Origin of the sequence: Paraburkholderia lebeckiae (assembly GCF_014201005.1) — a bacterium.
GTDB classification, from domain to species: Bacteria; Pseudomonadota; Gammaproteobacteria; order Burkholderiales; family Burkholderiaceae; genus Paraburkholderia; species Paraburkholderia tuberum.
The window spans coordinates 234,548-258,843 of the sequence record NZ_JACHDK010000005.1 but is presented as its reverse complement, the minus strand read 5'-3'; the positions used below and the strand labels follow the sequence as shown (position 1 = coordinate 258,843).

General features: G+C 67.1%; 21 protein-coding genes and 1 tRNA gene. 16 read left to right on the top strand and 6 right to left on the bottom strand.

Annotated features, from left to right (window positions below; all coding sequences use genetic code 11):
* Positions 1–91 precede the first annotated feature (91 nt).
* From HDG39_RS12370 to HDG39_RS12355, 4 genes are all read left to right on the top strand, one after another.
* Positions 92–168 (top strand) — tRNA-Arg (locus HDG39_RS12370).
* 191 nt (positions 169–359) lie between these two features.
* Positions 360–1,925, top strand: a complete 1,566-nt coding sequence (locus tag HDG39_RS12365; RefSeq protein WP_184006224.1) for a methyl-accepting chemotaxis protein — start codon at positions 360–362, stop codon at positions 1,923–1,925.
* A gap of 112 nt (positions 1,926–2,037) precedes the next feature.
* Positions 2,038–2,421: an RT0821/Lpp0805 family surface protein gene (locus HDG39_RS12360; protein WP_018421213.1), complete on the top strand. Its 384-nt coding sequence runs from the start codon at positions 2,038–2,040 to the stop codon at positions 2,419–2,421.
* A gap of 46 nt (positions 2,422–2,467) precedes the next feature.
* Positions 2,468–2,917, top strand: a complete 450-nt coding sequence (locus HDG39_RS12355; RefSeq protein ID WP_184006223.1) for an NUDIX hydrolase — start codon at positions 2,468–2,470, stop codon at positions 2,915–2,917.
* Positions 2,918–2,933: 16 nt separating this feature from the next.
* Here HDG39_RS12355 and HDG39_RS12350 read toward each other — a convergent pair whose 3' ends face one another.
* Both HDG39_RS12350 and HDG39_RS12345 read right to left on the bottom strand, forming a co-directional pair.
* Complete coding sequence (locus HDG39_RS12350) at positions 2,934–3,923, bottom strand: transporter substrate-binding domain-containing protein (protein WP_409259163.1); 990 nt, start codon at positions 3,921–3,923, stop codon at positions 2,934–2,936.
* A 105-nt stretch (positions 3,924–4,028) separates the two neighbouring features.
* The gene (locus tag HDG39_RS12345) at positions 4,029–5,738 is read right to left on the bottom strand and encodes a glutamine--tRNA ligase/YqeY domain fusion protein (RefSeq protein ID WP_184006222.1); all 1,710 of its coding nucleotides are present in this window, start codon (positions 5,736–5,738) and stop codon (positions 4,029–4,031) included.
* A 349-nt stretch (positions 5,739–6,087) separates the two neighbouring features.
* On the opposite strand from HDG39_RS12345, the gene ggt reads away from it, so the two are divergent.
* Together ggt and HDG39_RS12335 are read left to right on the top strand one after the other, a co-directional pair.
* Entirely contained in the window at positions 6,088–7,884 is a 1,797-nt protein-coding gene (gene ggt / locus HDG39_RS12340) for a gamma-glutamyltransferase (protein WP_184006221.1), read from the top strand.
* A gap of 55 nt (positions 7,885–7,939) precedes the next feature.
* Positions 7,940–8,500 (top strand): RBBP9/YdeN family alpha/beta hydrolase, encoded by a 561-nt coding sequence (locus HDG39_RS12335; protein ID WP_184006220.1) that lies wholly within the window; start codon positions 7,940–7,942, stop codon positions 8,498–8,500.
* Positions 8,501–8,518: 18 nt separating this feature from the next.
* On the opposite strand, the gene HDG39_RS12330 is transcribed toward HDG39_RS12335, so the two are convergent.
* The gene (locus HDG39_RS12330; protein ID WP_184006219.1) at positions 8,519–9,739 is read right to left on the bottom strand and encodes a CaiB/BaiF CoA transferase family protein; all 1,221 of its coding nucleotides are present in this window, start codon (positions 9,737–9,739) and stop codon (positions 8,519–8,521) included.
* A gap of 289 nt (positions 9,740–10,028) precedes the next feature.
* On the opposite strand from HDG39_RS12330, the gene alaS reads away from it, so the two are divergent.
* The gene (gene alaS / locus HDG39_RS12325; RefSeq protein WP_184006218.1) at positions 10,029–12,653 is read left to right on the top strand and encodes an alanine--tRNA ligase; all 2,625 of its coding nucleotides are present in this window, start codon (positions 10,029–10,031) and stop codon (positions 12,651–12,653) included.
* A 160-nt stretch (positions 12,654–12,813) separates the two neighbouring features.
* Here the strand turns inward: alaS and HDG39_RS12320 are convergent, their stop codons facing one another.
* Entirely contained in the window at positions 12,814–13,734 is a 921-nt protein-coding gene (locus tag HDG39_RS12320) for a LysR family transcriptional regulator (RefSeq protein ID WP_184006217.1), read from the bottom strand.
* 101 nt (positions 13,735–13,835) lie between these two features.
* Here HDG39_RS12320 and HDG39_RS12315 point away from each other — a divergent pair, with 101 nt between their 5' ends.
* The 9 genes from HDG39_RS12315 (at position 13,836) to HDG39_RS12275 (ending at position 22,554) form a co-directional block, all read left to right on the top strand.
* Positions 13,836–15,149 carry a YbfB/YjiJ family MFS transporter gene (locus HDG39_RS12315; RefSeq protein WP_184006216.1) on the top strand — a complete coding sequence of 438 codons (1,314 nt, stop codon included), beginning with the start codon at positions 13,836–13,838 and terminating at the stop codon, positions 15,147–15,149.
* A gap of 87 nt (positions 15,150–15,236) precedes the next feature.
* Entirely contained in the window at positions 15,237–16,268 is a 1,032-nt protein-coding gene (locus HDG39_RS12310) for a threonine aldolase family protein (protein WP_184006215.1), read from the top strand.
* Positions 16,269–16,394: 126 nt separating this feature from the next.
* Positions 16,395–16,925 (top strand): NUDIX domain-containing protein, encoded by a 531-nt coding sequence (locus HDG39_RS12305; protein WP_018421202.1) that lies wholly within the window; start codon positions 16,395–16,397, stop codon positions 16,923–16,925.
* Positions 16,926–17,108: 183 nt separating this feature from the next.
* A complete protein-coding gene (gene gbd, locus HDG39_RS12300; RefSeq protein WP_184006214.1) occupies positions 17,109–18,257 on the top strand; it encodes a 4-hydroxybutyrate dehydrogenase in 1,149 nt (382 codons plus the stop codon).
* A 28-nt stretch (positions 18,258–18,285) separates the two neighbouring features.
* Positions 18,286–18,735, top strand: coding sequence for an acyl-CoA thioesterase (locus tag HDG39_RS12295; RefSeq protein WP_184006213.1), 450 nt, complete (start codon positions 18,286–18,288; stop codon positions 18,733–18,735).
* A gap of 4 nt (positions 18,736–18,739) precedes the next feature.
* Positions 18,740–19,678 carry a branched-chain amino acid ABC transporter permease gene (locus HDG39_RS12290; protein WP_184006212.1) on the top strand — a complete coding sequence of 313 codons (939 nt, stop codon included), beginning with the start codon at positions 18,740–18,742 and terminating at the stop codon, positions 19,676–19,678.
* Positions 19,671–21,035, top strand: a complete 1,365-nt coding sequence (locus HDG39_RS12285; protein WP_260327772.1) for a branched-chain amino acid ABC transporter permease — start codon at positions 19,671–19,673, stop codon at positions 21,033–21,035. The genes HDG39_RS12290 and HDG39_RS12285 overlap by 8 nt, the downstream gene beginning before the upstream one ends.
* A complete protein-coding gene (locus HDG39_RS12280; RefSeq protein ID WP_184006211.1) occupies positions 21,032–21,832 on the top strand; it encodes an ABC transporter ATP-binding protein in 801 nt (266 codons plus the stop codon). The genes HDG39_RS12285 and HDG39_RS12280 overlap by 4 nt, the downstream gene beginning before the upstream one ends.
* Entirely contained in the window at positions 21,829–22,554 is a 726-nt protein-coding gene (locus tag HDG39_RS12275) for an ABC transporter ATP-binding protein (protein ID WP_184006210.1), read from the top strand. The genes HDG39_RS12280 and HDG39_RS12275 overlap by 4 nt, the downstream gene beginning before the upstream one ends.
* A 22-nt stretch (positions 22,555–22,576) precedes the next feature.
* Here HDG39_RS12275 and iolB read toward each other — a convergent pair whose 3' ends face one another.
* Together iolB and iolE are read right to left on the bottom strand one after the other, a co-directional pair.
* A complete protein-coding gene (gene iolB / locus HDG39_RS12270; RefSeq protein ID WP_184006209.1) occupies positions 22,577–23,377 on the bottom strand; it encodes a 5-deoxy-glucuronate isomerase in 801 nt (266 codons plus the stop codon).
* A complete protein-coding gene (iolE, locus tag HDG39_RS12265) occupies positions 23,374–24,282 on the bottom strand; it encodes a myo-inosose-2 dehydratase (protein WP_184006208.1) in 909 nt (302 codons plus the stop codon). The genes iolB and iolE overlap by 4 nt, the downstream gene beginning before the upstream one ends.
* Positions 24,283–24,296 lie beyond the last annotated feature (14 nt).

Sequence of the window (24,296 nt, the reverse complement as noted above, 5' to 3'; positions counted from 1 at the left end):
GCCCGTTTGGTTGCAGGTCAGTTAGAATTTCAGTTTGTGGGAAATCGGGCGGCTCGCCGCGAGTGTCGGTTTCATGCAGATATCGATCCATACGGCAGTAGCTCAGCTGGATAGAGCATCGGCCTTCTAAGCCGAGGGTCGGGGGTTCGAGCCCCTCCTGCCGTACCAGAATCATCGAAGGGTTACAGGTTTCGCGCCTGTAACCCTTTTTTGTTTTTGTGCAAATGTTGCGCGCCCGGTGGCTGTCGGGCTGTCGCGTGTTCGTACGGCTCGCTTCGGGTGTTTCCCGACTCAGGAAATCGCGCGCGGCGCCGTTAATTCAACAGAACCGTATGACGCGCCGCGATGGAGGAATCAGCGTGAACCGACTTAGCCTCAACACCAAACTCTGGCTCGCGCTGCTGATTACGTGGCTCGGCCTGCTCGGCCTCGGCGGCTGGGCCGCATGGCAGTCGCGCGCGACGATGCTGGCCGAGCGCAAGTCGGCCGTGCAGAACGTCGTGGAAAGCGCGTACAGCATCGTCGCCGACTACGCGCAGCGCGCCGACCAGCATGAGCTGACGCCCGAACAGGCGCGGCAGCAGGCGCTGGCGCGGCTGTCCGCGATGCGCTATCCCGGCAGCGGCTACATGATCGTGTCGACTGCCACGCCGGTCGTGATCATGCATCCGATGCTCGCCGATCTGCGCAACAAGGACGTGTCGCACTACGCGGACAGCGACGGCAAGCTGCTGTTCGTCGAAATGGTCAAGGTCGCGCAGGCGCACGGGCAGGGCTTCGTCGATTACATGGGCCGCCTCGCCGGCAACAACGAGCGCGTGCCGAAGATCAGCTTCGTCAAGCGCTTTGCCGCGTGGGACTGGTATCTGATTTCGGGTGTCTACGTCAACGACATCGACGCGGCGTTCCGCGCCGACCTGCTGCGCTATCTGCTGACGATCCTCGTGATCGGCAGCTTCAGCACCCTCGCGCTCGTGCTGATCATCCGCAACGTGAAGCGCAGTCTCGGCGGCGAGCCCGCCTATGCGGCGAGCGTCGCGGAGACGATCGCCGACGGCGATCTTTCGTGCCCGGTCACGCTGGCCGGCGACGATCGGGAAAGCATGCTGTTCGCGATGCAGCGCATGCAAAGCCGCCTCGCCGACGCGATCCGGCGCATTCGCGGCGGCACCGAAACGATCACGGTCGCGGCCGAAGAGATCGCCGCGGGCAATCTCGATCTGTCGGCGCGGACGGAACAGCAGGCGTCGTCGCTCGGCGAAACGGCCGCGAGCATGGAGCAGCTGACGGCGACCGTCAAGCAGAACGCCGACAACGCGCTGCAGGCCAACCGCATGGCGCGCTCGGCGTCGCAGCTCGCGGGCGAGGGCGGCGAGGCCGTGCAGCACGTCGTTGCGAACATGCAGAGCATCGCGGCGAGCTCGGCGCGGGTGGTCGATATCATCGGCGTGATCGAAAGCATCGCGTTTCAGACCAACATCCTCGCGCTGAACGCGGCCGTCGAAGCCGCGCGCGCCGGCGAGGAGGGCCGCGGCTTCGCGGTCGTCGCGGGCGAGGTGCGCAACCTCGCGCGCCGCAGCGCCGACGCGGCCAAGGAGATCAAGACGTTGATCGAGGATTCGGTCGCGCGCGTCGGCAGCGGCAAGACGCTCGTCGAGAAGGCGGGCGGCACGATGGAGTCGCTCGTCGATGCGGTGAAGCGCGTGACCGACATCATCAGCGAGATTTCCGCCGCGTCCGACGAGCAGAGCCGCGGCATCGAGCAGGTCAATCTCGCGATTGCGCAGATGGACGAGACCACGCAGCAGAACGCGGCGATGGTCGAACAGGCGGCGGCCGCCGCGCAGTCGATGCAGGAGCAGGCGCAGATGCTGCGCGACGTCGTCAACACGTTCCGCTTGCAGGGGACGGCCGCCGCGCGTTGATGGCCGCGTCGATGGCGCGCTGCCTGCCGAAGTGTGCATGCTATGCTTTTGAGGTCAGGATCAAAGCCGCCGTGCGCCGTGCGCGCCGTACACACTTCGAGGAGAGTCCTACATGTCGACGCGAACCCGTGTGCTGTTCCACCTCAGTGCCGCGAGCCTCCTGCTCGGCGCGGCGATCGGCGCGCAAGCGGCGAACCTCGGCTTTCTGAGCGACACGCCGATCACCTATATGAGACAGCGCGACAACGCCTCGATCAAGCATGCGGTCATGAGCGCGCTCAATGACAGGAAGGACGGCGAGAGCTTCACGTGGGTCAACGACGGCACCGGCAATAGCGTGAAGATCGACGCGACCATCTCGATGGACAGCACCTCGACCGAAGGCGGACGCACCTGCCGCACCCTCGGGGTCGTACTCAATGCGAAAGGGCAATCGATGAACCTGCGTCCGAACTTCTGCAAGGAAGGCGGCGCCTGGCAACTGCAGAAGCGTTGAGCATGCGTGAGCGCGGCGCGAGAGGTGCATGCAATGAGGCTGCGCGATGAGCCCGCGAATCGTCTCGTGCGGGATCGTGCTGCTTGATCCCGACGGACGCGTGCTGCTCGCGCACGCCACCGAAACGACGCACTGGGACATCCCGAAAGGCCAGGGCGAGGACGGCGAGGCGCCGCACGTGACGGCGCTGCGCGAGATGGTCGAGGAAACCGGCATCGCGCTCGAGGCCGATCGGCTGAAGGATCTCGGCCTGTTCGTCTACCGGCGCGACAAGGACCTGCATCTGTTCGCGGCGCGCGCGGGTGCCGGCGAGCTCGATCTGAGCAAGTGCACCTGCACGTCGCTGTTTCCGCGCCGCTCGGACGGCACGCTGATCCCCGAAATGGATGACTACCGCTGGGCGTCGATCGAAGAGGTGCCGCGCTATGCGAGCCGTAGTCTGACGCGGCTCTTCGAGACGACGCTGTCGCTCGCGGAGTTGCACCGGTCGCTATAGACGGCGCACGCCGCCTTCAATCGAGCGCGTGGTCGTTCGGATGCGCGAACAACGCGCGGTTCTGCTCCGACAGCGGGAAATTGACGTTGATGCCATGCGGCGGAATCGGCTGCGTGAACCACTGCCGATACAGACGCTCGGCGTCGCCGGACGTCTGCGAGCGCACGATCACGCGATTCACGAGCGCGCGGAACGGCTCGTCGCCCTTGCGGAACATGCACGCATAAACTTCGTAGCCAAGCGGCGTGCCCGTCACGATGAAATCGTCGGGATGCGGGTCGGTCGCCTTGAAGCCGTAGACGATCGGCTCGTCCATCACGAACGCCACCGCGTGGCCTTCCTTCATCGCGTTGAAGGCTTCCTGGTGGTCGCGCGCGCTCGTGATGCGCATGTTCAGCTGCTTGTCGGTGTTGAGGCTGCGCAGCAGGCGCTCGTCGGACGTGCCGGCGGTCGTCACGACCGGCTTGCCGGCCAGAGCGGGGAAATCGGTGATGCCGCTGTTCCTGCGCGTGATCATGCGCACCGCGTACTGGAAAAAGCTGTCTGAAAACGCGGCGACGTTTTCGCGCTCGACCGTGTGTGTGGTCGAGCCGCATTCGAGATCGATCTGGTTGTTCAGCAGCATCGGCATGCGGTTCGACGACGTGACCGTGACTTCGTGAACCCGCAGTTGCGCCATGCCGAGCGTTTTCCTGATTTCATCGACGATCTGCATCGCGATCGCCTGCGAGTAGCCGACCGTGCGCTTGCCGTCGAAGTACGAGAACGGGATCGACGCCTCTCGCACGCCGAGCACGACGACGCCGTCGTCGTGGATCTTTCTCAGCGTGCCGGTCAGTTCATCCGCGCGGGCGGGGCCGGCGAACGCGACCACGCCGCAGACGGCCAGCGTAAGCAGCACGCTGTGCATGCCGCGCAGCAGATGCGGGAAGCGTGAGCCGCACGCGCTCCGTGCGACGCGAACCCTACCTTCAGACCCTTCCCCGTGGCGGTCTGCAACCTTCATCGGACCTCCCGGACCGGCGCGCTCAGGCGAGCGCGCAGTGAGTGTCGATCGAAACATCCGGCAACCCGGACGGGCCCGTAACGCCGGGCCCTCGCTGGCGGCGGCTCAGGCCGGCTTGCCCCAACTGTCGCGCAGACTGACGATGCGATTGAACACGGGCTTACCCGGCTTCGAATCGACGCGGTCGGCGACGAAGTAGCCGTGGCGCTCGAACTGGTAGCGCTGCTCCGGCATTGCATGGCGCGCGCCGGTTTCGAGGTAGGCCTGGACTACACGCTTCGAGTCCGGATTCAGCGCTTCGAGGAAGTCGCGGCCGCCGGCGTCCGGTTGCGGTTCCTTGAACAGCCGGTCGTAGATGCGCACTTCGGCCGGGCACGCTGCCGCCGCGCTGACCCAGTGGATATTGCCCTTGACCTTGTAATTGTTCGCGCCTTCGGTGCCCGATTTGCTGTCCGGGAAGTAGTTGCAGTGCACCGCGACGATATTGCCGTTCTCGTCCTTGTCCGCGTGCGTGCATTCGATCACGTAGCCGTAGCGCAGGCGCACCTTGTTGCCCGGGAACAGGCGGAAGTAGCCCTTCGGCGGCGTTTCCGTGAAGTCCTCGCGCTCGATCCACAGCTCGCGCGAAATCGGAAACTCGCGCAGGCCCTGTTCAGGATGATGCGGGTGCACCGGTGCGTGGCACGGCTCGGTGAGGCGTTCGGGGAAGTTGTCGATAATCAGCTTGAGCGGATCGAGCACGGCGGCGATGCGCGGCGCCTTCTCGTCGAGATCGTCGCGCAGCGCGCCTTCGAACACGCTCATGTCGATCCACGAGTCGACCTTGGTCACGCCGATGCGCTCGCAGAACAGCTGGATCGACTCGGGCGTGAAGCCACGCCGGCGCAGGCCGACGATGGTCGGCATGCGTGGGTCGTCCCAGCCTTCCACATGGCCTTCGTTGACGAGTTGCAGCAGCTTGCGCTTGCTGGTGATCGCATAGGTCAGGTTCAGGCGCGAAAACTCGATTTGCTGCGGCAGCGGACGCCTGAAGACGCCGGCCTCGGCGAGTTCGTTCAGGATCCAGTCGTACAGTGGGCGGTGATCTTCGAACTCGAGCGTGCACAGCGAATGCGTGATGTTTTCGAGCGCGTCCGAGATGCAGTGCGTGTAGTCGTACATCGGGTACACGCACCAGGCGTCGCCGGTACGGTAGTGATGCGCGAAGCGGATGCGGTAGATGACCGGGTCGCGCATGTTGAAGTTCGGCGACGACATGTCGATCTTCGCACGCAGCACGTGCTCGCCTTCCTTGAACTCCCCCGCCTTCATGCGGCGGAACAGGTCGAGGTTTTCCGCGACCGGACGCTCGCGGAAGCGCGACGGCGTGCCGACTTCGGTGGCCGAGCCGCGGTTCGCGCGGATTTCCTCGGCCGACTGGCTATCCACGTACGCGCGGCCGCGCTGGATCAGCAGCTCCGCGAACTCGTACAGCTTGTCGTAGTAGTCGCTCGCGAAGTACAGATGCTCGGTGCGGTCCTTTTCCCATTCGAAGCCGAGCCAGCGCACCGAGTCGATGATCGACTCGACGTACTCGACGCTTTCCTTCTCCGGATTGGTGTCGTCGAAGCGCAGATGGCACACGCCGCCGTAGCTGCGCGCGACGCCGAAGTTCAGGCAGATGCTCTTCGCGTGACCGATGTGCAGATAGCCGTTCGGCTCCGGCGGGAAGCGCGTTTCGACGCGCTGGCTCCATTTGCCGGTGCGGTTGTCGTCGTCGATGATGTTGCGGATGAAATTGGATGCCGCGGGCGCGTCGTTGCGTTCGGTATTCATGCGAGAAGATGAGAGTCCGTGGGGGCGCGCAATGCGCCCGTTTAGCCGTCAATTCTACCTGACGAGCCCGTTCGCGGCAGATGGTTGCGGCGCGCAGCCAACGGCGGGGCGGGTTTGGCGCGGCTGCCGGAGTCAGGGACGCCGGCGCGCGGGGCTGTAACAGGAGGTAAAACGGGTTGGCGACGCGCGACGCGCCGACTTAGGATGCGCTGCTGCGCGCGGCCCGCTCGCCTGTGGCGGGCCTTCGCGCGGGCGGGCTTGCCCGAGCCGTCCACGCTGTCCTTCATCTTCCTGCACGAGGCTCCGCTGCTCGTGCGCCATGCTCGCCTCGTTGCCGGAGTTTTCTCGGATGTCTGTCCCGACGCACGGCGCGTTTCGCGCGCCTTTTGCCCGCGCTTTGGCTAGCGCCCGATTTTCTTGCCGTAACCGTCGTGTGCTCGCTTCGGCCTGGTTTGCCGCGCTTGCCGTGAACGTGGCCGCGCCGCTGTCCGCCGCCGCGAAAACACCGGCGCCGAAGCCGGCGCTCGATGCGTCGGCAGTCGCCGCGCCGGATAGCTACAGCGCTGACACCGCGCAGCAGATCTTCGCCGAAGGCGGCAACGCGGTCGATGCCGCGGTCGCGATGGCCTTTACGCTCGCCGTCACGCGGCCCGATGCGGGCAACCTCGGCGGCGGCGGTTTCATGACGCTGCTGGTCGACGGCAAGCCGTATTTTCTCGACTATCGCGAGCGCGCGCCGCAGCAAGCGACCCGCGACATGTACCTCGACGACAAGGGTAACGTGGCGCCGGGCGTGAGCACGGTCGGGCATCGCGCGGCGGCCGTGCCGGGCACTGTCGATGGCATGTGGGAAGCGCAGCGGCGCTTCGGCAAGCTCAAATGGAAGCAGGTGCTCGCGCCCGCGATCCATTACGCGACCGACGGCTTCCAGGTCGACCCGCGGCTGCAGCAGCGACACGACGCGGCCGCGAAGAGTTTCGCCGGCAAGACCAATTTCGACGCCTACTTCGCGAACCTGAAGGCGGGCGCGATGCTGCGCCAACCGGAACTCGCGCAGACGCTGGGGCGGATCGCGAGCGACGGCGGCCGCGAGTTTTACGAGGGCCGCACCGCTCAAATGATCGCCGCGCAGATGTACGGCCACGGCCTGATCACGAGCCAGGATCTGAGCCAGTACAAGGCTCTGTGGCGCGAGCCGCTCGCGGCCGACTGGCACGGCTACCGCGTGATCACCGCGCCGCCGCCGAGCTCGGGCGGCCTCGGGCTGATCCAGATGCTGAAGATGCGGGCCGATCTGCAGCCGGCGTTCGACGGCCTTGCGTTGAATTCAGCGCCGTACATCCATCTGATCGCGCAGATCGAGGATCGCGTGTTCGCGGACCGGCAGCGCCATATCGGCGACCCGGACGCATCGCCGGTGCCGGTCGCGAAGCTGATCGACGACGCCTACCTCGCGCAGCGCGCGGCCGAAGTCAAAACCGACGAAGCGCCGGGCGCCGCGACGGCGAAACCCGGTGTCGACGGCGGCGCGGCGACAGAGAAGGCGCAAACCACGCATTTCTCGGTGGTCGACAAATGGGGCAACGCGGTGTCGAACACCTACACGCTGAACGGCGATTTCGGCTCGGGCGTCGTGGTGGACGGCGGCGGGTTCCTGCTGAACGATGCGATGGACGATTTCGTGATCAAGCCAGCCGGCGCTGGCGCGACGGGCGCGGCGTCGACACCCGGCGCCGCCGATGCCGAGCCGGATGCGATCGCGCCGGGCCGCCGCCCGATTTCGTCGATGACGCCCACGCTGCTGCTGAAGGACGGCAAGATCGCGCTAGCGATCGGCACGCCCGGCGGCTCTCGCATCCTGACGACGATCTTCCAGGTGATGACGAATCTGTACGACTTCGACATGTCACCGACGGACGCGCTCGCCGCGATGCGTTTCCATCATCAGCTGCTGCCGCAAAAGACGATCTACTTCGAGCCGTACCGTCCCGCGCCGGATGAGCTCGCCACGCAATTGAAGGCGTTCGGCTATACGGTCGAGCAGCAGTCGTTCAACGGCGACGTGCAGATGATCCGCGTGTACGGCACGACCCCCGAGCCCGCAAGCGATCCCCGTGGTGGCGGCGTGGTACGCGTGATACGGTAGACGGCCCGCCGCGCTATCCCGCGAGCGGGCGGTAAGCCGAACACGGGGAAGCACGATGAGCGAACAACAACCAACCACACTCGTACTGCCGGGCTATCTGGACTCCGGCCCAAGCCACTGGCAAACGCGCTGGGAAGCGCTCGATCCCGCGTTCGTCCGCGTGCAGATGCCGGACTGGGACCACCCTTCGCGCGACGCCTGGTGCCGTACGCTGGCCGCCGCGCTTGACGCCGTGGACGCGCCGGTCGTGTTCGCCGCTCACAGCCTCGGCTGTCTGACCACGGCGTTCTGGGCCTCGCAGTACGCAAGCGCGCCGCAGCTCGCGAAGGTGGCCGGCGCGCTGCTGGTCGCCGTGCCCGATCCGGACGCAGCGCACTTCCCGAGGGACGCGGGCGGCTTCGCGCCGGTGCCGCTCACCCGCCTGCCGTTTGCGACGATCGTGGTGGCGAGCAGCGACGATCCTTATGGCAACGTGCCGTTTTCACAAACCTGCGCGAACGCGTGGGGCAGCCGCTGGATCGGGATCGGCGCGCGCGGCCACATCAACGCCGACAGCGGTCTCGACGATTGGGACGAGGGGCGGGGCTGGCTGGCTTCTCTAACGGTGATGCGCTGAGTCTCGCCGCCTTCTCGATCAGATCACCGCTTTGCGCTTCAACTCGGCAATCGTCTGCGCGTCGTATCCGAGCACGTCGCTCAGCACCCGCTCGGTATGCTCGCCGAGCAGCGGCGGATGGCTCAGCGCCTGCGGCGGCGTGCCGGTCATGGTGATCGGATTGCGCACGAGCTTGACGGTGCCGCCCGACGGATGCGGCAGATCGACCTGCAGACCGCGCGCGACCACCTGCTCGTTGTCGAACACTTCGTCGAGGTTGTTGATCGGCCCGCACGGCACGCCGGCCGCTTCGAGCGCCGCGATCCATTGCTGCTTGCCCTGCAGGCGGACCATGTCCGCGAGCATCGGCACGAGCAGTTCGCGGTTGCGCACGCGCGCGGGGTTGGTTGCGAAACGCTCGTCGTCGGCGAGTTCCGGGTGGCCGCCCACTTCGACGAACTTGCGGAACTGTCCGTCATTGCCGACCGCGACGATGATCCAGCCATCGCTGGTCTGGAAGGTCTGGTAGGGCACGATGTTCGGATGCGCATTGCCCCAGCGCACCGGCGGCTGGCCGCTCGCGAGGTAGTTCGCGTTCATGTTGGCGAGCATCGCGACCTGCACGTCGAGCAGCGCCATGTCGATGTATTGGCCAACGCCGGTGCGGTCGCGGTGCGTGAGCGCGGTTAGCACCGCGATCGTCGAGTACATGCCGGTCATCAGGTCGGCGATCGCGACGCCGGCCTTCTGCGGGCCGCCGCCCGGCTGAGCGTCGCGCTCGCCGGTGATGCTCATGAAGCCGCCGATGCCCTGCACGATGAAGTCGTAACCGGCGCGCTGCGCATACGGGCCGGTCTGCCCGAAGCCCGTGACCGAGCAGTAGATCAGGTCGGGCTTGACCTCTTTGAGCGATTCATAGTCGAGGCCGTACTTCTTCAACTGGCCGACCTTGTAGTTCTCGAGCACGACGTCGCTTTGCGCGGCCAGTTCGCGCACGATCCGCTGACCCTCGGGCGACGCGATGTCGAGCGTGACCGAGCGCTTGTTGCGGTTCGCCGCGAGATAGTAGGCGGCCTCGCGCGTGTCCGCGCCGTCCGGCGTTTTCAGATAGGGAGGCCCCCAGTGGCGCGTGTCGTCGCCGATCTCGGGGCGTTCGATCTTGATGACGTCGGCGCCGAAATCGGCGAGCGTCTGCGCGCACCACGGACCGGCGAGCACGCGGGTGAGATCCAGCACGCGGATGTGACTGAGAGCGCCCATGTTCTTGAATGTCTCCTGATGGTTGCAGGCCGCGCGGCGAGTTGCCGTGCGTTATTTCGCGCGTAGTTTCGCGGAAGTCATCTTAAGCGATTCGCGCTCGCGGGCGCAGTCAGCCGAACGTCATAGCGCGGATCGGAAGATCGGACACGCGAGCGCCAACCAGGCGGCGCGCAGTGCCGCGCGCGCTTGCCGATCCCGTATAATCAGTCGTTTAAAGAAACCGACAGTTGGCGCATCCCACCGACCGCCAGTCTCCGTCAGGAACCGTCAGGACCGTCCCCCGCCCGCTATGAAAGCCGCTGAAATCCGCGAGAAATTCCTCAAGTTCTTCGAATCGAAGGGCCATACGATCGTCCGTTCGTCGAGCCTCGTGCCCGGCAACGACCCGACACTGCTCTTCACCAATTCGGGGATGGTGCAGTTCAAAGATGTGTTCCTCGGCGCGGAATCGCGTCCGTATTCGCGCGCCACGACCGCGCAGCGCAGCGTGCGTGCCGGCGGCAAGCACAACGACCTCGAGAACGTCGGCTACACCGCGCGTCACCACACGTTCTTCGAGATGCTCGGCAACTTCTCGTTCGGCGACTACTTCAAGCGCGACGCGATCCACTACGCGTGGGAACTGCTGACCGGCGTCTACCAGCTGCCCAAAGACAAGCTGTGGGTCACCGTCTACCAGGAAGATGACGAAGCGCACGACATCTGGGCGAAGGAAGTGGGCGTGCCGGTCGAGCGCATCATCCGCATCGGCGACAACAAGGGCGCGCGCTACGCATCGGACAACTTCTGGCAGATGGCCGACACCGGCCCGTGCGGCCCGTGCTCGGAAATCTTCTACGACCACGGCCCGGACGTGTGGGGCGGCCCGCCGGGATCGCCCGAGGAAGACGGCGACCGCTACATCGAAATCTGGAACCTCGTGTTCATGCAGTTCAACCGCGACGCGCAGGGCAACATGACGCCGCTGCCGAAGCAATGCGTGGACACCGGCATGGGCCTCGAGCGCATCGCCGCGGTGCTGCAGCACGTGCACAGCAACTACGAGATCGACCTGTTCCAGGCGCTCATTCAAGCCGCTGGCCGCGAAACGGGCGTGACCGATCTGGGCAACAACTCGCTGAAGGTGATCGCCGATCACATCCGCGCGTGCTCGTTCCTGATCGTCGACGGCGTGATTCCGGGCAACGAAGGCCGCGGCTACGTGCTGCGCCGTATCGTGCGCCGCGCGATCCGCCACGGCTACAAGCTCGGCAAGAAGGGTTCGTTCTTCCATCGCCTCGTGGCCGACCTCGTGGCGCAGATGGGCGACGCTTACCCTGAACTGAAGCAGGCCGAGCAGCGCGTGACTGACGTGCTGCGTCAGGAGGAGGAGCGCTTCTTCGAGACGATCGAACACGGCATGTCGATTCTCGAAACCGCTCTGGCCGATCTCGACACGAAGGGCGGCAAGACGCTCGACGGCGAACTCGCGTTCAAGCTGCACGACACCTACGGCTTCCCGCTCGACCTGACCGCGGACGTCTGCCGCGAGCGCGAAGTGACGGTCGACGAATCCGCGTTCGACGACGCGATGGCGCGTCAGCGCGAGCAGGCTCGCGCGGCGGGCAAGTTCAAGATGGCGCAGGGCCTCGAATACTCGGGTGCGAAGACCACCTTCCACGGCTACGAAGAAATCGTCTTCGACGACGCGAAGGTCGTCGCCCTGTATGTGGACGGCGCGTCGGTGCAGCAGGCGCAGGCCGGCCAGCAGGCGGTCGTCGTGCTCGATCACACGCCGTTCTACGCGGAGTCGGGCGGCCAGGTCGGCGACCAGGGCGTGCTCGCGAACGCCAGCACGCGCTTTGCGGTCGTCGATACGCTGAAGGTTCAGGCCGACGTGGTCGGCCACCACGGCACGCTCGAGCAGGGCACGCTGAAGCTCGGCGACATCGTCAAGGCCGAAATCGACGCGGTGCGCCGCGCCCGCACGGCGCGCAACCACTCGGCCACGCACCTGATGCACAAGGCGTTGCGCGAAGTGCTCGGTTCGCACGTGCAGCAGAAGGGCTCGCTCGTCGACGCCGACAAGACCCGCTTCGACTTCGCGCACAACGCGCCGATGACGGACACGCAGATCCGCCGCGTCGAGGAAATCGTCAACGCCGAAGTGCTGGCGAACGCGCCCGGCATCGTGCGTGTGATGTCGTACGACGAGGCGGTGAAGGGCGGCGCAATGGCGCTGTTCGGCGAAAAGTACGGCGACGAAGTGCGCGTGCTCGACCTCGGCTTCTCGCGTGAGCTGTGCGGCGGTACGCACGTGAATCGCTCGGGCGACATCGGTTTCTTCAAGATCGTGATGGAAGGCGGCGTCGCGGCCGGTATCCGTCGCGTCGAAGCGATCACCGGCGACAACGCGGTGCGCTACGTGCAGGAGCTCGAAGCGCGCGTCAACGCAGCCGCGGCCGTGCTGAAGGCACAACCGGCGGAACTCACGCAGCGCATCGGCCAGGTGCAAGACCAGGTGAAGGCGCTCGAGAAGGAACTGGGCGCGCTGAAGTCGAAGATGGCGTCGAGCCAGGGTGACGAACTCGCGGGCCAGGCGATCGAAGTCGGCGGCGTGCATGTGCTCGCGGCGACGCTCGAAGGCGCGGACGTGAAGACGCTGCGCGAAACCGTCGACAAGCTCAAGGACAAGCTGAAGAGCGCGGCGATCGTGCTCGCGTCGGTGGAAGGCGGCAAGGTCAGCCTGATCGCGGGTGTGACCGCGGACGCCAGCAAGAAGGTCAAGGCGGGCGAACTGGTCAACTTCGTGGCCCAGCAGGTGGGCGGCAAGGGCGGCGGCCGTCCGGACATGGCGCAGGCCGGCGGTACCGAGCCGGCCAACCTGCCGGCGGCGCTCGCGGGCGTCAAGGGCTGGGTCGAAGGACAGCTTTGATTCTGATGGTCGGTTGAGTCCGGCTCGACCCGAAGTCGAGCCGGGTTCGACGAAGGGGCCACGCGGTGCGCCAGCAGGATCGGCGCGTTGCGTGGCCCCTTCGCTTTTGCTGAAGCCGACCGGGTTGCGTCGAACCTGGTCGGCGGGGCGGATTCAATGATCAGACCACGTTCGCATCCGCGGACGCCACCGTATCCACCTCGGCCGCCCCTTCCTGCGGTGCCACCAGCGTGCGTCGCAACGCATTGAGCGCCGACGAAAAATGCCCGCGTCGCCACACCAAGAGCGTGTCGATCATGCCGATATCGGGCAATTCGTGCACCGCGATATTGCTCCTGTCGGTCGCCAGATCGAGCACCGAGCGCGGAGCGACCGCGACGCCAGCGCCGGCCGCCACGCACGCGACGATCGCGTGATACGAGCCGAGTTCCAGTACCCGTTGCGGTCGCGTGCCGTGCTCCAGATACCACTTCTCGATATACGCGCGATACGCGCAGCCCCGCTCGAACGCGATCAGCGTCGATAGCGCGATGTCGCGCACTTCGCGGATCGGCCGATGACCGCGCGGCGTCAGCATCACGAGTTCCTCGCGGAAGATCGGCACGGTCTCGAACAGATCGCCGAGCGTGGCCGGATCGAGCGGCGTCGCGACCAGCGCCGCATCGACCTCGAACTCGCGTACCCGCTCGATCAGCCTGGCGGTCGTGCCGGTCTCCAGTTCCAGTTCGACGGCCGGCCATTGCTGGTGATATTGCGCGAGCAGGCCCGGCAGACGCGTCGCCGCGACGCTTTCCATCGTGCCGAGACGCAGACGCCCGCTCGGACGATCCTCGCGCACCGCGTGCCGCGCCTCGTCGGCGAGCGCGAGCAGCCGTTCCGCGTAGGGCAGCAGCGTCTCGCCGGCCGGCGTCAGCACGAGGCGGCGGCCGTCGCGGATGAACAGCTCGGTGCCGAGCTGCTCCTCGAGCTGCTTGATGCGCGTGGTCACGTTCGATTGCACGCGATTGAGCTTCGCCGCGGCGCGCGTCACGCCGTTTTCGCGCACGACCGCGCGAAAAATGGTCAAAGCGGCCAGATCCATGATTCTCTCCTGGCGATGAATAACATCCTAATTATTCATTTTTTGTGATTCAAAGGTCAAGCTAGTATGGATTCATACCATCGCCGTTTGACTGTCCGATCATGAACGATCTCGCTTCCCACGCGTACCCGCGCTTCCACGAGCCGCACGCCGCCCGGCGCGCGGCGCTCGCCTGCATGGTCACGCTGGCCGTCGCGCTCGGTATCGGGCGCTTCGCATTCACGCCGCTGCTGCCGCTGATGCTGCACGGCGCCGCGCTCGGCCAGCCGCAGATCGATATCCAGCATGGCAGCTGGCTCGCGTCGTTCAATTACGCCGGCTATTTCGCCGGCGCGATGACGTGCGCGGCGCTGCGGATCGAGCCCGCGCGCATGGTGCGCGTCGGACTCGCTGCGACCGTGCTGCTGACGCTCGCGATGGGCGTCACTGGCCAGTTCTGGGCGTGGGCGCTGGTGCGCTTCGTCGCCGGCGCGGTCAGCGCATGGACCTTCGTGTTCGCGTCGCAGTGGGGCTTGCGGCGGCTCGCCGAACTCGGCGCGCAGGCGTGGAGCGGCGTCATCTATGCGGGACCGGGCGTGGGCATCGTCGGCACCGGCTTGCTGGTCAGCGTCGCGGGTGGCTATGGCGCGGTGGTCGGATGGATCGGCTTCGCAGTGATCGGCGCGGTGCTGTCGGCGCTGGTGTGGCCGGTGTTTGGCGAAGCGCGGCGTGCGCGAACAGCGAAGCCTGGCGCTGCAAGCTCCGCAACCGCAAAGCCCGCCACCGGATCGCGCGCCAGCGCAAACCAGCCGCCTCGTACTGCCGGCATTGAGACGAGCCATGCCGTCCACCGCGCCGACGCGTTCTGGCTGGTCCTGCTCTACGGTATCCCGGGCTTCGGCTACATCATCACCGCGACCTTTTTGCCGGTCATCGCGCGCCACGCGTTGCCGGGCTCGGCGTGGCCGGACCTGTTCTGGCCGATGCTCGGTGCGGCGCTGATCGTCGGCGCGTTGCTCGCCGCGCGTTTGCCCGTGCATTGGGACAACCGCGCGCTGCTCGCGGGCTCGTATGTGCTGCAGGCGCTCGGCATTGCGCTGGGCATCGTATGGCCGACGGCGGGCGGGTTCTCGCTCGGCAGCATCCTGATCGGCCTGCCGTTCACCGCGATCACGCTATTCGCGATGCGCGAGGCGCGGCGTCTGCGCGGCGACGACGCGGCCGGGCTGATGGGTTATGCGACGGCCGCCTATGGCATCGGTCAGATCGCAGGTCCCCTGGTGGCCGCGCCGATTGCCGCGCACACGGGGTCGTTTTCGCTAGCGCTGTGGCTCGCCGCGGGCGCGCTGCTGGCGGGGGCGGCGGGACTGATAGCAGTGACGCGCATGCCGCGTGGCCCACGCGGAGGCCGCGTGCCGGATTGCGGTTGCAGCTAGGACTCGAAAACAAATCTCGCACGATCGCACTAAAATGACCGCTTTCCGTCATTCCCTCGCGCCTGTCGCCGGGCGCGTCGCTCGACCATGCAACATTTCGCGTCCGACAACTACGCCGGCATCTGTCCCGAAGCGCTCGACGCGCTGATCGCCGCCAACGACAGCGGCCACGAGCCGGCCTATGGCGACGACTCCTGGACCAACCAGGTCTGCGACCGTCTGCGCGGCCTGTTTCAGACCGATTGCGAAGTGTTCTTCGTGTTCAACGGCACGGCGGCCAATTCGCTCGCGCTCGCGTCGCTGTGCCAGTCGTACCACTCGGTGATCTGCCACGAACTCGCGCACATCGAGACCGACGAATGCGGCGGTCCCGAGTTCTTTTCAGGTGGCTCTAAACTGCTCACGGCGCCGGGCATCGCCGGCAAGCTCACGCCCGATGCGATCGAGTCCATCGTCACGCGGCGCGCCGATATCCACTATCCGAAGCCCAAGGTCGTCACGCTGACGCAGTCGACCGAGGTCGGCACCGTCTACAGCGTCGAGGAAGTGCGCGCCATCGCGGCGATCGCGAAGCGTCGTCATATGAAGGTGCACATGGACGGCGCGCGCTTCGCGAACGCGGTCGCCGCACTCGACGTGCATCCATCTGAAATCACGTGGCGCGCGGGCGTCGACGTGCTGTGTTTCGGCGGCACCAAGAACGGCTTGCCGGTCGGCGAGGCGGTGGTGTTCTTCGACCGCGCGCTCGCCGACGATTTCGCCTATCGGTTGAAGCAGGCGGGACAGCTCGCATCGAAGATGCGCTTCATCTCCGCGCCGTGGCTCGGCCTGCTCGACAACGACGTCTGGCTGCGCAATGCGCGTCACGCGAACGCGATGGCGCGTCTGCTGGAGACGCGGTTGCAGGAAATCCCCGGCGTGAGCATCATGTTTGCGAGCGAATCGAACGCGGTGTTCGCGCAGTTGCCGCCGCATGCCGCGAAGGCGATGCGCGCGCGCGGCTGGAAGTTCTACGAGTTCATCGGCGCGGGCGGTTGCCGGCTGATGTGCGCGTGGGACACGCAGCCCGACACGGTCGAGCGTTTCGCCGCCGACGTGCGTGAGCTGTGCGTCGAGTGATGGAAGACGCGCGAGGTCGCTGGAACCTGAGTTGCCCCCGGCGCCTCGACGTACCCATCGGCACACAAGCAAAGCCGCCCAACTACGACCCGCCAGAAAACACGAAACAAAGAGACGTCCCCCGCCATGACCGAGTACCGATTCTGTCCCCGCTGCGCGAAACCCCTGACCGAACGCGCCGACCCCGACCACGAGGGCGGCCGCGTCCGTCAGAGCTGTCCCGATACCGGGTGCGGCTACGTCCATTGGAATAACCCGCTGCCGGTCGTCGCGGCGATCGTCGAGTACGAGGGCAAGATCCTGCTCGCGCGCAATGCGGCGTGGCCCGAGGGCATGTTCGCGCTGATCACCGGCTTCCTCGAAAACGGCGAGACGCCGGAGCAGGGCATCGCGCGCGAAGTGATGGAGGAGACGTCGCTGCACGCCGAGTCGGTCGAGCTGATCGGCGTGTACGAATTCATTCGCAAGAACGAGCTGATCATCGCGTATCACGTGAAGGCGCATGGGACGATCGCGCTGTCGCCCGAGCTGCTCGAATACCGGCTCGTCGAGCCCGCGAAGCTGCGGCCGTGGCGCGCGGGCACCGGCCAGGCGCTCGGCGAATGGATGCGGCGACGCGGGTTGCCGTTCGAATTCGTCGAGCGGCCGGGGCAGTGAGGCGTTCGGCCCACCGAGCCGCAACATTAGCCAGCACACAGACGACGCAGAAATCACAGACAACATGGAGACAGCCCACAACGCACGCGACACCACACGACCCGGCACATCCATCGACGCATCACCGAACCGATCATCCACGTCAATCGGCGGTCAATGAGCGCACGCTCAGGGAGAAACGGCATGGCCTACATCTACTACCTGACCCATATTCATCTGGGCTACGACGCACTGTCGCAACTGTCGCCCGAGTGCGCGCGCATCGGCATCGAGCGGCCTCTGGTGATCAGCGACAAGGGCGTCGTCGCGGCCGGCATCGCGCGGCAGGCACTCGACGCGCTGAAGCTCGGCGACGTGCCGCTGTTCGACGACACGCCGTCGAACCCGACCGAGGAAATGGTGCTCGCGGCCGCCCAGGTGTATCGCGACGAGCGCTGCGACGGGCTGATCGCGGTGGGCGGCGGTTCGTCGATCGATCTCGCGAAGGGCGTCGCGATCGCGGCCACGCATCCGGGGCTGCTCACGCAGTACGCGACGATCGAAGGCGGCAGCGCGAAGATCACCGACGCCGTCGCGCCGCTGATCGCGATTCCGACCACGGCCGGCACTGGCAGCGAAGTCGCGCGCGGCGCGATCGTGATCCTGAACGACGGCCGCAAGCTCGGCTTTCACTCGTGGAATCTGCTGCCGAAATCGGCGCTGTGCGATCCCGGTCTCACGCTCGGCCTGCCGCCGGGGCTGACCGCCGCTACCGGCATGGACGCGATCGCGCATTGCATCGAGACCTTCCTCGCGCCGGCCTTCAATCCGCCCGCCGACGGTATCGCGCTCGACGGCCTCGAACGCGCGTGGCACAGCATCGAGCGCGCGTGCGCGGACGGCCGCGATCGCGAGGCGCGCCTGAACATGATGAGCGCGTCGATGCAGGGCGGGATGGCGTTCCAGAAGGGCCTCGGCTGTGTGCACTCGCTGTCGCATCCGCTGGGCGGCCTGAAGGTGAACGGCCGCACGTCGCTGCATCACGGCACGCTGAACGCGGTCGTGCTGCCCGCGGTGCTGCGCTTCAACGAGCGCGCGCCGAGCGTGGTGGCCGAGCGTCGCTATGCGCGCATGCGTCGCGTGATGGGGGTGCCCGAGCATGCCGATCTCGCGCAGGCGCTGTTCGACATGACGGCGCGGCTTGGACTGCCGACCGGCCTCAGGCAAATGGGCGTCGACGAAAGCATGTTCGACAAGGTCGTGCAGGGCGCGCTGGTCGACCATTGTCATCGCACGAATCCGCGCGAGGCGAGCGCCGACGACTATCGCCGCATGCTGACCGAGTCGCTGTGATCCTCGCATCCACCAACCGCCACGTCCGATGAACAAACCCGCCCCCGCCGGCCGCGCCGCGTATCCGCACTTCCTGCCGATCACCACGCGCTGGATGGACAACGACGTCTACGGCCACGTGAACAACGTCGTCTACTACAGCTATTTCGACACCGTCGTGAACGAGTATCTGGTCCGCGCGCGCGTACTCGATTTCGAGCACGGCACGACGATCGGGCTGGTCGTCGAGACGCAGTGCAACTACTTCGCGCCGCTCGTGTTTCCCGATCGCATCGACGCGGGCTTGCGTGTCGCGCGGCTCGGCACGTCGAGCGTGCGCTACGAGGTGGGGCTATTTCGCGACGGCGACGCCGAACCCGCCGCGCAAGGGCATTTCGTGCACGTCTACGTGGACCGCGCGACGCGCCGTCCCGTGAACCTGCCCGCCGAGCTGCGCGCGGCGCTCGAACCGTTGCGCGTCGTCGGGCCGGCGGACTAGACGCGTGCAGTCGTTCATCATCACTCTGCTCAACGGCCTGAGCTACGGGCTGTTGCTGTTCATGCTGTCGGCCGGGCTGACGCTGATCTTCAGCATGCTCGGCGTGCTCAACTTCGCGCATGCGAGCTTCTATATGCTCGGCGCGTACGTCGGCTTTTCGGTGGCGGCGCGCGCCGGCTTCTGGAGCGCGCTGGTGGTCGCGCCGCTCCTCGTCGGTCTGCTCGGCGCGGCGCTCGAACGCTGGCTGCTGCGGCGCGTGCGCGGGCACGGGCATCTGCCCGAACTGCTGCTGACGTTCGGCGCCGCCTATCTGCTCGGCGAACTCGTCAAGCTCGGCTGGGGGCTCGGTTCGCTGTCGGCGAAGATTCCGGCGGTGCTCGACGGTCCGCTGTTCTCGCTGTACGGCGCGGTCTTCACGCGCTACCGCGCGTTCATGATGGCGGTGTCGCTCGCGATGCTCGCGGCGCTCGTCGCGATGCTGCGCGTGTCGAAGACGGGCTTGATCGTGCGCGCCGCGCTCACGCATGCGCAGGCCGTCGAAGCGCTCGGGCACGACGTGCCGCGCGTGTTCACCGGCGTGTTCGCGGCCGGCACCGCGCTCGCCGCGCTGGCCGGCGTGATCGGCGCGCCGCTGTTCGTCATCGAGCCGGCGATGGCCGAGTCGCTCGGCTCGATCGTGTTCGTCGTGGTCGTGATCGGCGGGCTCGGGTCGCTGAGCGGGGCGCTCGTCGCGTCGCTGCTGGTGGGGTGCCTGCAAACGCTGGCGGTCGCGAGCGATCTGTCGTTGGGCGACGTGGTGTCGCTCGCCGGCGCGGTGCTGCCGCCCGAATGGGACGCGCTGACGCTCGCGCAACTGGCGCCGCTGCTGCCGTACCTGCTGCTCGTCGCGGTGCTGGTGACGAGGCCGCGCGGGCTGTTCGGAGGGCGTGACGATCATGCGTAAGCGGGGCGGGTCGTCAGACGCGCTGGAAAGCGAGGTGCCGCCTCGCGGGGGCGGCCGTGCGCTCGCGCCGTGGCTCGCGCTCGTCGCCTTTCTGGCCGTACCGCCTTTCATCTGGCCGCACAGCTGGCTGCTCGCGTATCTCGCGCAAAGCGCGACGATGATCGTGTTCGCGCTGTCGTACAACCTGCTGCTCGGCGGGACCGGGCTGCTGTCGTTCGGGCACGCCGCTTATGCGGGGCTCGGCGCGTTGATCGCCGCGCGGGTGTTCAACGCGGGCGGCATGCCGCTCGTGCTGCTGCCGTTGCTCGGCGGCATCGGCGGCGCGCTGTGCGGCGTGCTGTTCGGCTTCATCGCGACGCGCCGTGCCGGCACCGCATTCGCGATGATCACGCTCGGTCTCGGCGAGCTCGTCGTCGCGTCCGCGTGGACGCTGCCGGACTGGTTCGGCGGCGAGGCGGGCGTCGCGATCGATCGCGCGAGCGGGCCACTCTTCGGCGTCTGGAGCTTCGGTCCGGCGCGCGAGGCCTATGCGCTGATCGCGCTGTGGTGCGTCGTCGCCAGTGTCGCGATGTTCGCGCTGTCGCGCACACCGTTCATGCGGCTCGCGAACGCCGTGCGCGATAACCCGGCGCGCGCGGCGGCGATCGGCTGCTATCCGCGGCGGGTTCGCTATGGCGTGGTTGTGCTGTCGGCGTTTTTCGCGGGCGTCGCGGGCACGCTCGGGCTGATCAATATCGAGCTCGTATCGACTGAGAGCGTCGGCATGATGCGCTCGGGCGCGGTGCTGATCGCGACCGTGATCGGCGGCACGGCGGCGTTCTTCGGGCCGGTCGCGGGGGCGATCGTGTTGACGTTTTTCAGCGTGGTGGTCGCCAGTGTCACGCGGGCGTGGCTGTTCTACCTCGGGCTGTTCTTCGTCGTCGTCGTGCTGGTCGCGCCGGATGGGCTCGCCGGCTTTGCCTCGCGGCAGACGGCGCGGATTGCCGCCAACGGCTGGCGACGTTGCCGCGCCGCGTATTGGTGGAGCGCGGCGGCGGGGTTGCTGTGGCTCGCGGCCATCGTGTTCGCGGTGCAGTGGGCTTATGCGGCGCAGTTCGGCGCGGACGAGGGTGCGGCTTCAGGTGTGTTGTTCGGCGCATTGTTCGGCGCCGGTGCAGGTGCGGGCGCCGGCGCGGGTGCCGATGCCACCATCGCGCCGCCGGCGCTGTCGCCGCTTGCCGCCTCGCCGCTTCTTCTCGCGCTGGCGCTCGTTGCGCTCGCCGCTCTGGCTGCGCTGACCACGCGCCACGCGCTGCGCGCGCATGCGCGCGTCACGGCCCATGCACGCGCGGCACGATTCCCCGGAGCCGCACGATGATCCCCGCACTCGCGCTCTACGGCATCGAAAAGCGTTTCGGCTCGACGCAAATCCTGCGCGGCGTCGATCTCGCGATCGAGCCAGGCGAGCGGCACGCGCTGATCGGCCCGAACGGCGCGGGCAAGTCCACGCTGTTCAACCTGATCGGGGGCGGCGCGCGGCCGAGCGCGGGGCGTATCCACCTGTTCGGCGCGGACATCACGCGGCTCGCGCCGGCCGCGATCGCGCGCCGTGGCCTCGCGCGCAGCTTTCAGAGCACCAGCGTGTTCGCGCGGCTGTCCGTGTTCGACAACCTGCGCTGCGCGGCGCAGCTTGCCGAGCGCGATCGCACGCGCTGGTGGCAGCGTCTGACCGGCACGGCCGCGGTCGATGCGCGCGCCGCCGACGTGCTCGACGCGGTCGGCCTCGGCGCGCGCCGCGACGTCGCGGCCGGCACGCTCAGCTACGCGGAGCAGCGCGCGCTCGACCTCGGCATCGCGCTCGCGGGCGGCGCGCACACGCTGCTGCTCGACGAACCGACGGCGGGCATGAACCGCGCGGAAGCGGCACGCGCCATCGAGCTGATCCGCGACACCACCGCCGGCCGCACGCTGCTGATGGTCGAGCACGACATGGATGCGGTGTTCGCGATCGCCGATCGTATTTCGGTGCTGGTGCAGGGGCGCATCATCGCAAGTGGATCGCCGGCCGCGATTCGTGCGGACGCGGCGGTACGGGCCGCGTATCTGGGCGAACACTTCGACGTCGGCTCAGGCGCGCGAGCGGGTGATGAACCGGACCACGGAGCAGGCCGGTGAGCGCGCTGCTCGACATTTGCGACCTGAATGCGTGGTACGGCGCGAGCCAGGCGCTGCACGGCGTCACGCTGAGCATCGAGCCCGGCGAAGTGGTCGCGCTGGTCGGCCGCAACGGCTCGGGCCGCTCGACGCTCGCACGCGCGATCATGGGCCTCGTGCGCTGCGAGGGCGAACTGCGTTTCGCGGGGCGTTCGCTCGCCGGTCGGCGCACGTTCGAGATCGCGCGGCTCGGGCTCGGCTATGTGGCCGAGCATCGCGATGTGTTCGCCGCGCTGAGCGTGCATGAAAACCTGCTGCTCGGCATTGCGCCGGCTGCCGCATCGCGTGCGCGCGGCCGCGCGCCGCGCTTCACGCTCGACGACGCGTACGCGCTGTTCCCGGTGCTCGCCGAGCGCAAGCGCACGCGCGCCGGCGCGCTGTCGGGCGGCGAGCAACAGATGCTCGCGCTCGCGCGGGCGCTGCTCGGAGATCCCGATCTGCTGTTGATCGACGAGCCCGGCGAAGGGCTCGCGAGTCTCGTGATGCAGCAGGTCGCCGCCTGCCTGCAGGCGCTGCGCGAGCGTGGCGTCGCGATGTTGCTGATCGAGCAGCGGCTCGTGATCGCGCGGGACATCGCGTGCCGCGTCGCGGTGATGGGGCACGGCGAGATCGTGTTCGACGGCGCGCTGGCGTCGTTTATGTCGCGCGACGACGTGATGCGCGAATGGCTCGGAGTTGGCTGACGCGCGACTATGGACAAGTTAGTCAAGCATCCTTGTTGATGATCCATTCGTGCGCCGGATCGTTATGGAAATGCCAGACTCGCTGGCTGCCCGCCATCACGTTCAGATAATACGAGTCGTAGCCGTACGGCACGATGACCGGGTGATAGCCGCGCGGCACCATCACGACGTCGTGATCCTCGACGGCCATCGATTCGTCGATATCGCGCGAGTCGGTGTACACGCGCTGGAAGGCGAAGCCTTGCGGCGGATCGAGCCGGTGGTAATAGGTTTCTTCGAGCGAGCTTTCGAGAGGGATATTGTCGGTGTCGTGCTTGTGTGGCGGGTAGCTCGACGCGTGACCGCCCGGCGTCCTCACTTCTACCACCAGCAGCGATTCCGCCGGCTCGGTGTGCGGAAGAATGTCGCACACGTAACGCGTATTCAGCGACTTACCGCGCGTCGAGCGCTTCATCGACGCCGGCTCGATCAGCCGCGCCGGATACTCGCCCTTGGCCGGTGCGCTCGCGACACCGATCTCCGCGTCGCGGCACGCGCGCACCGTCGCGCGCACATTCGGCGGCACATACACCGCGTACGGCGCCGCGTCTTCGAACACGCTGTCGCGTGAACCGAGCGAGCTCCACGTCGTGCCCGGCGTTTCGATATCGACCGCGCCGCTCAGCACGACGATGCACGCTTCGCGCGCCGGCTCGAACACGTAGACGAGTTCGTTCGCGCCGAGCCGGTACGCGGCGAATCCCACATAGCGCCAGCAGGCCGACTGCGGCGTCACGCGCGCGATCGTCTGGCCTTCGCGCTCTGCCTTCACCAATAAGCTCATGCTGCCTCCTTGCCGAGGGGCGCATCGACGAGCGCCCGCAAAGTTCCGTATCCCTTCTGCGCATAGTCGAACGGCGGCGCGACCACCGGGTCCTGCTCCGCCTCGACGACGAGCCAGCCGCAATAACCGTGCCGCTTCAACCGGTCGATCAGCGCCGGAAAATCGACCGCGCCGTCGCCGGGCACCGTGAACGCACCGGCGATCACCGCATCGAGAAAACTCCAGTTGCGATTGCGTGCGAGCTTCATCACGGCGGGGCGCACGTCCTTGCAGTGCACGTGGCAAACGCGCGCGATGTGTTGGTCGAGCACGGCCAACGGATCGCCGCCCGCGAACGTGATGTGCCCGGCGTCGAACAGCAGGCCGACCGCGTCGCTTGTGCGCGCCATCAACCGATCGACGTCGGCCGGCGTTTCGACGTACGCGCCCATATGATGATGATAGGCGAGCCGCACGCCGCGACTCAGCGTATAACGCGCGAATTCATCGACGCGTGCCGCGTAGCCGGCCCATTGCGCGTCGCTGAAAAAGCGCGGCCGTTGATACAGCGGGCGCGGCGCGCCCTGGATCGAATCGGCGACTTCACCATACACCATCACGGTCGCGCCGTTCTGCGCGAGCAACTCCAGATGCGGGCCGACCGCGTCGATTTCTTCGGCGACGCTGCGCCTGGCCAGTTGTCCCGAGTACCAGCCGGACACGAGCGCGAGGTCGTATTGCGCGAGCAGCGTTTTCAGCGCTTGCGGCTCGCGAGGAAACTTGTTGCCGAGTTCGAAGCCCTGATAGCCGATCTGGCGACCCTCGGTCAGCGCGACTTCGAGCGGCGTCTCGCCGCCGAGCGACGGCAGGTCGTCGTTCATCCACGACAGCGGGTTGATGCCGATGCGTACGTCGAAAGCAGTCATGCCGGAGTCCTCAT

What these genes read in the sequence shown, in the direction of transcription:
- HDG39_RS12295 (WP_184006213.1), top strand. Translation starts at nt 18,286, where the DNA reads ATGAACAAACCCGCCCCCGCCGGCCGCGCCGCGTATCCGCACTTCCTG.
- iolB (WP_184006209.1), bottom strand. Translation starts at nt 23,377, where the DNA reads ATGAGCTTATTGGTGAAGGCAGAGCGCGAAGGCCAGACGATCGCGCGC.
- HDG39_RS12330 (WP_184006219.1), bottom strand. Translation starts at nt 9,739, where the DNA reads ATGGGCGCTCTCAGTCACATCCGCGTGCTGGATCTCACCCGCGTGCTC.
- ggt (WP_184006221.1), top strand. Translation starts at nt 6,088, where the DNA reads ATGTCTGTCCCGACGCACGGCGCGTTTCGCGCGCCTTTTGCCCGCGCT.
- HDG39_RS12305 (WP_018421202.1), top strand. Translation starts at nt 16,395, where the DNA reads ATGACCGAGTACCGATTCTGTCCCCGCTGCGCGAAACCCCTGACCGAA.
- HDG39_RS12355 (WP_184006223.1), top strand. Translation starts at nt 2,468, where the DNA reads ATGAGCCCGCGAATCGTCTCGTGCGGGATCGTGCTGCTTGATCCCGAC.
- HDG39_RS12320 (WP_184006217.1), bottom strand. Translation starts at nt 13,734, where the DNA reads ATGGATCTGGCCGCTTTGACCATTTTTCGCGCGGTCGTGCGCGAAAAC.
- HDG39_RS12285 (WP_260327772.1), top strand. Translation starts at nt 19,671, where the DNA reads ATGCGTAAGCGGGGCGGGTCGTCAGACGCGCTGGAAAGCGAGGTGCCG.
- HDG39_RS12360 (WP_018421213.1), top strand. Translation starts at nt 2,038, where the DNA reads ATGTCGACGCGAACCCGTGTGCTGTTCCACCTCAGTGCCGCGAGCCTC.
- HDG39_RS12310 (WP_184006215.1), top strand. Translation starts at nt 15,237, where the DNA reads ATGCAACATTTCGCGTCCGACAACTACGCCGGCATCTGTCCCGAAGCG.
- HDG39_RS12345 (WP_184006222.1), bottom strand. Translation starts at nt 5,738, where the DNA reads ATGAATACCGAACGCAACGACGCGCCCGCGGCATCCAATTTCATCCGC.
- gbd (WP_184006214.1), top strand. Translation starts at nt 17,109, where the DNA reads ATGGCCTACATCTACTACCTGACCCATATTCATCTGGGCTACGACGCA.
- HDG39_RS12350 (WP_409259163.1), bottom strand. Translation starts at nt 3,923, where the DNA reads ATGAAGGTTGCAGACCGCCACGGGGAAGGGTCTGAAGGTAGGGTTCGC.
- HDG39_RS12315 (WP_184006216.1), top strand. Translation starts at nt 13,836, where the DNA reads ATGAACGATCTCGCTTCCCACGCGTACCCGCGCTTCCACGAGCCGCAC.
- HDG39_RS12280 (WP_184006211.1), top strand. Translation starts at nt 21,032, where the DNA reads ATGATCCCCGCACTCGCGCTCTACGGCATCGAAAAGCGTTTCGGCTCG.
- alaS (WP_184006218.1), top strand. Translation starts at nt 10,029, where the DNA reads ATGAAAGCCGCTGAAATCCGCGAGAAATTCCTCAAGTTCTTCGAATCG.
- HDG39_RS12335 (WP_184006220.1), top strand. Translation starts at nt 7,940, where the DNA reads ATGAGCGAACAACAACCAACCACACTCGTACTGCCGGGCTATCTGGAC.
- iolE (WP_184006208.1), bottom strand. Translation starts at nt 24,282, where the DNA reads ATGACTGCTTTCGACGTACGCATCGGCATCAACCCGCTGTCGTGGATG.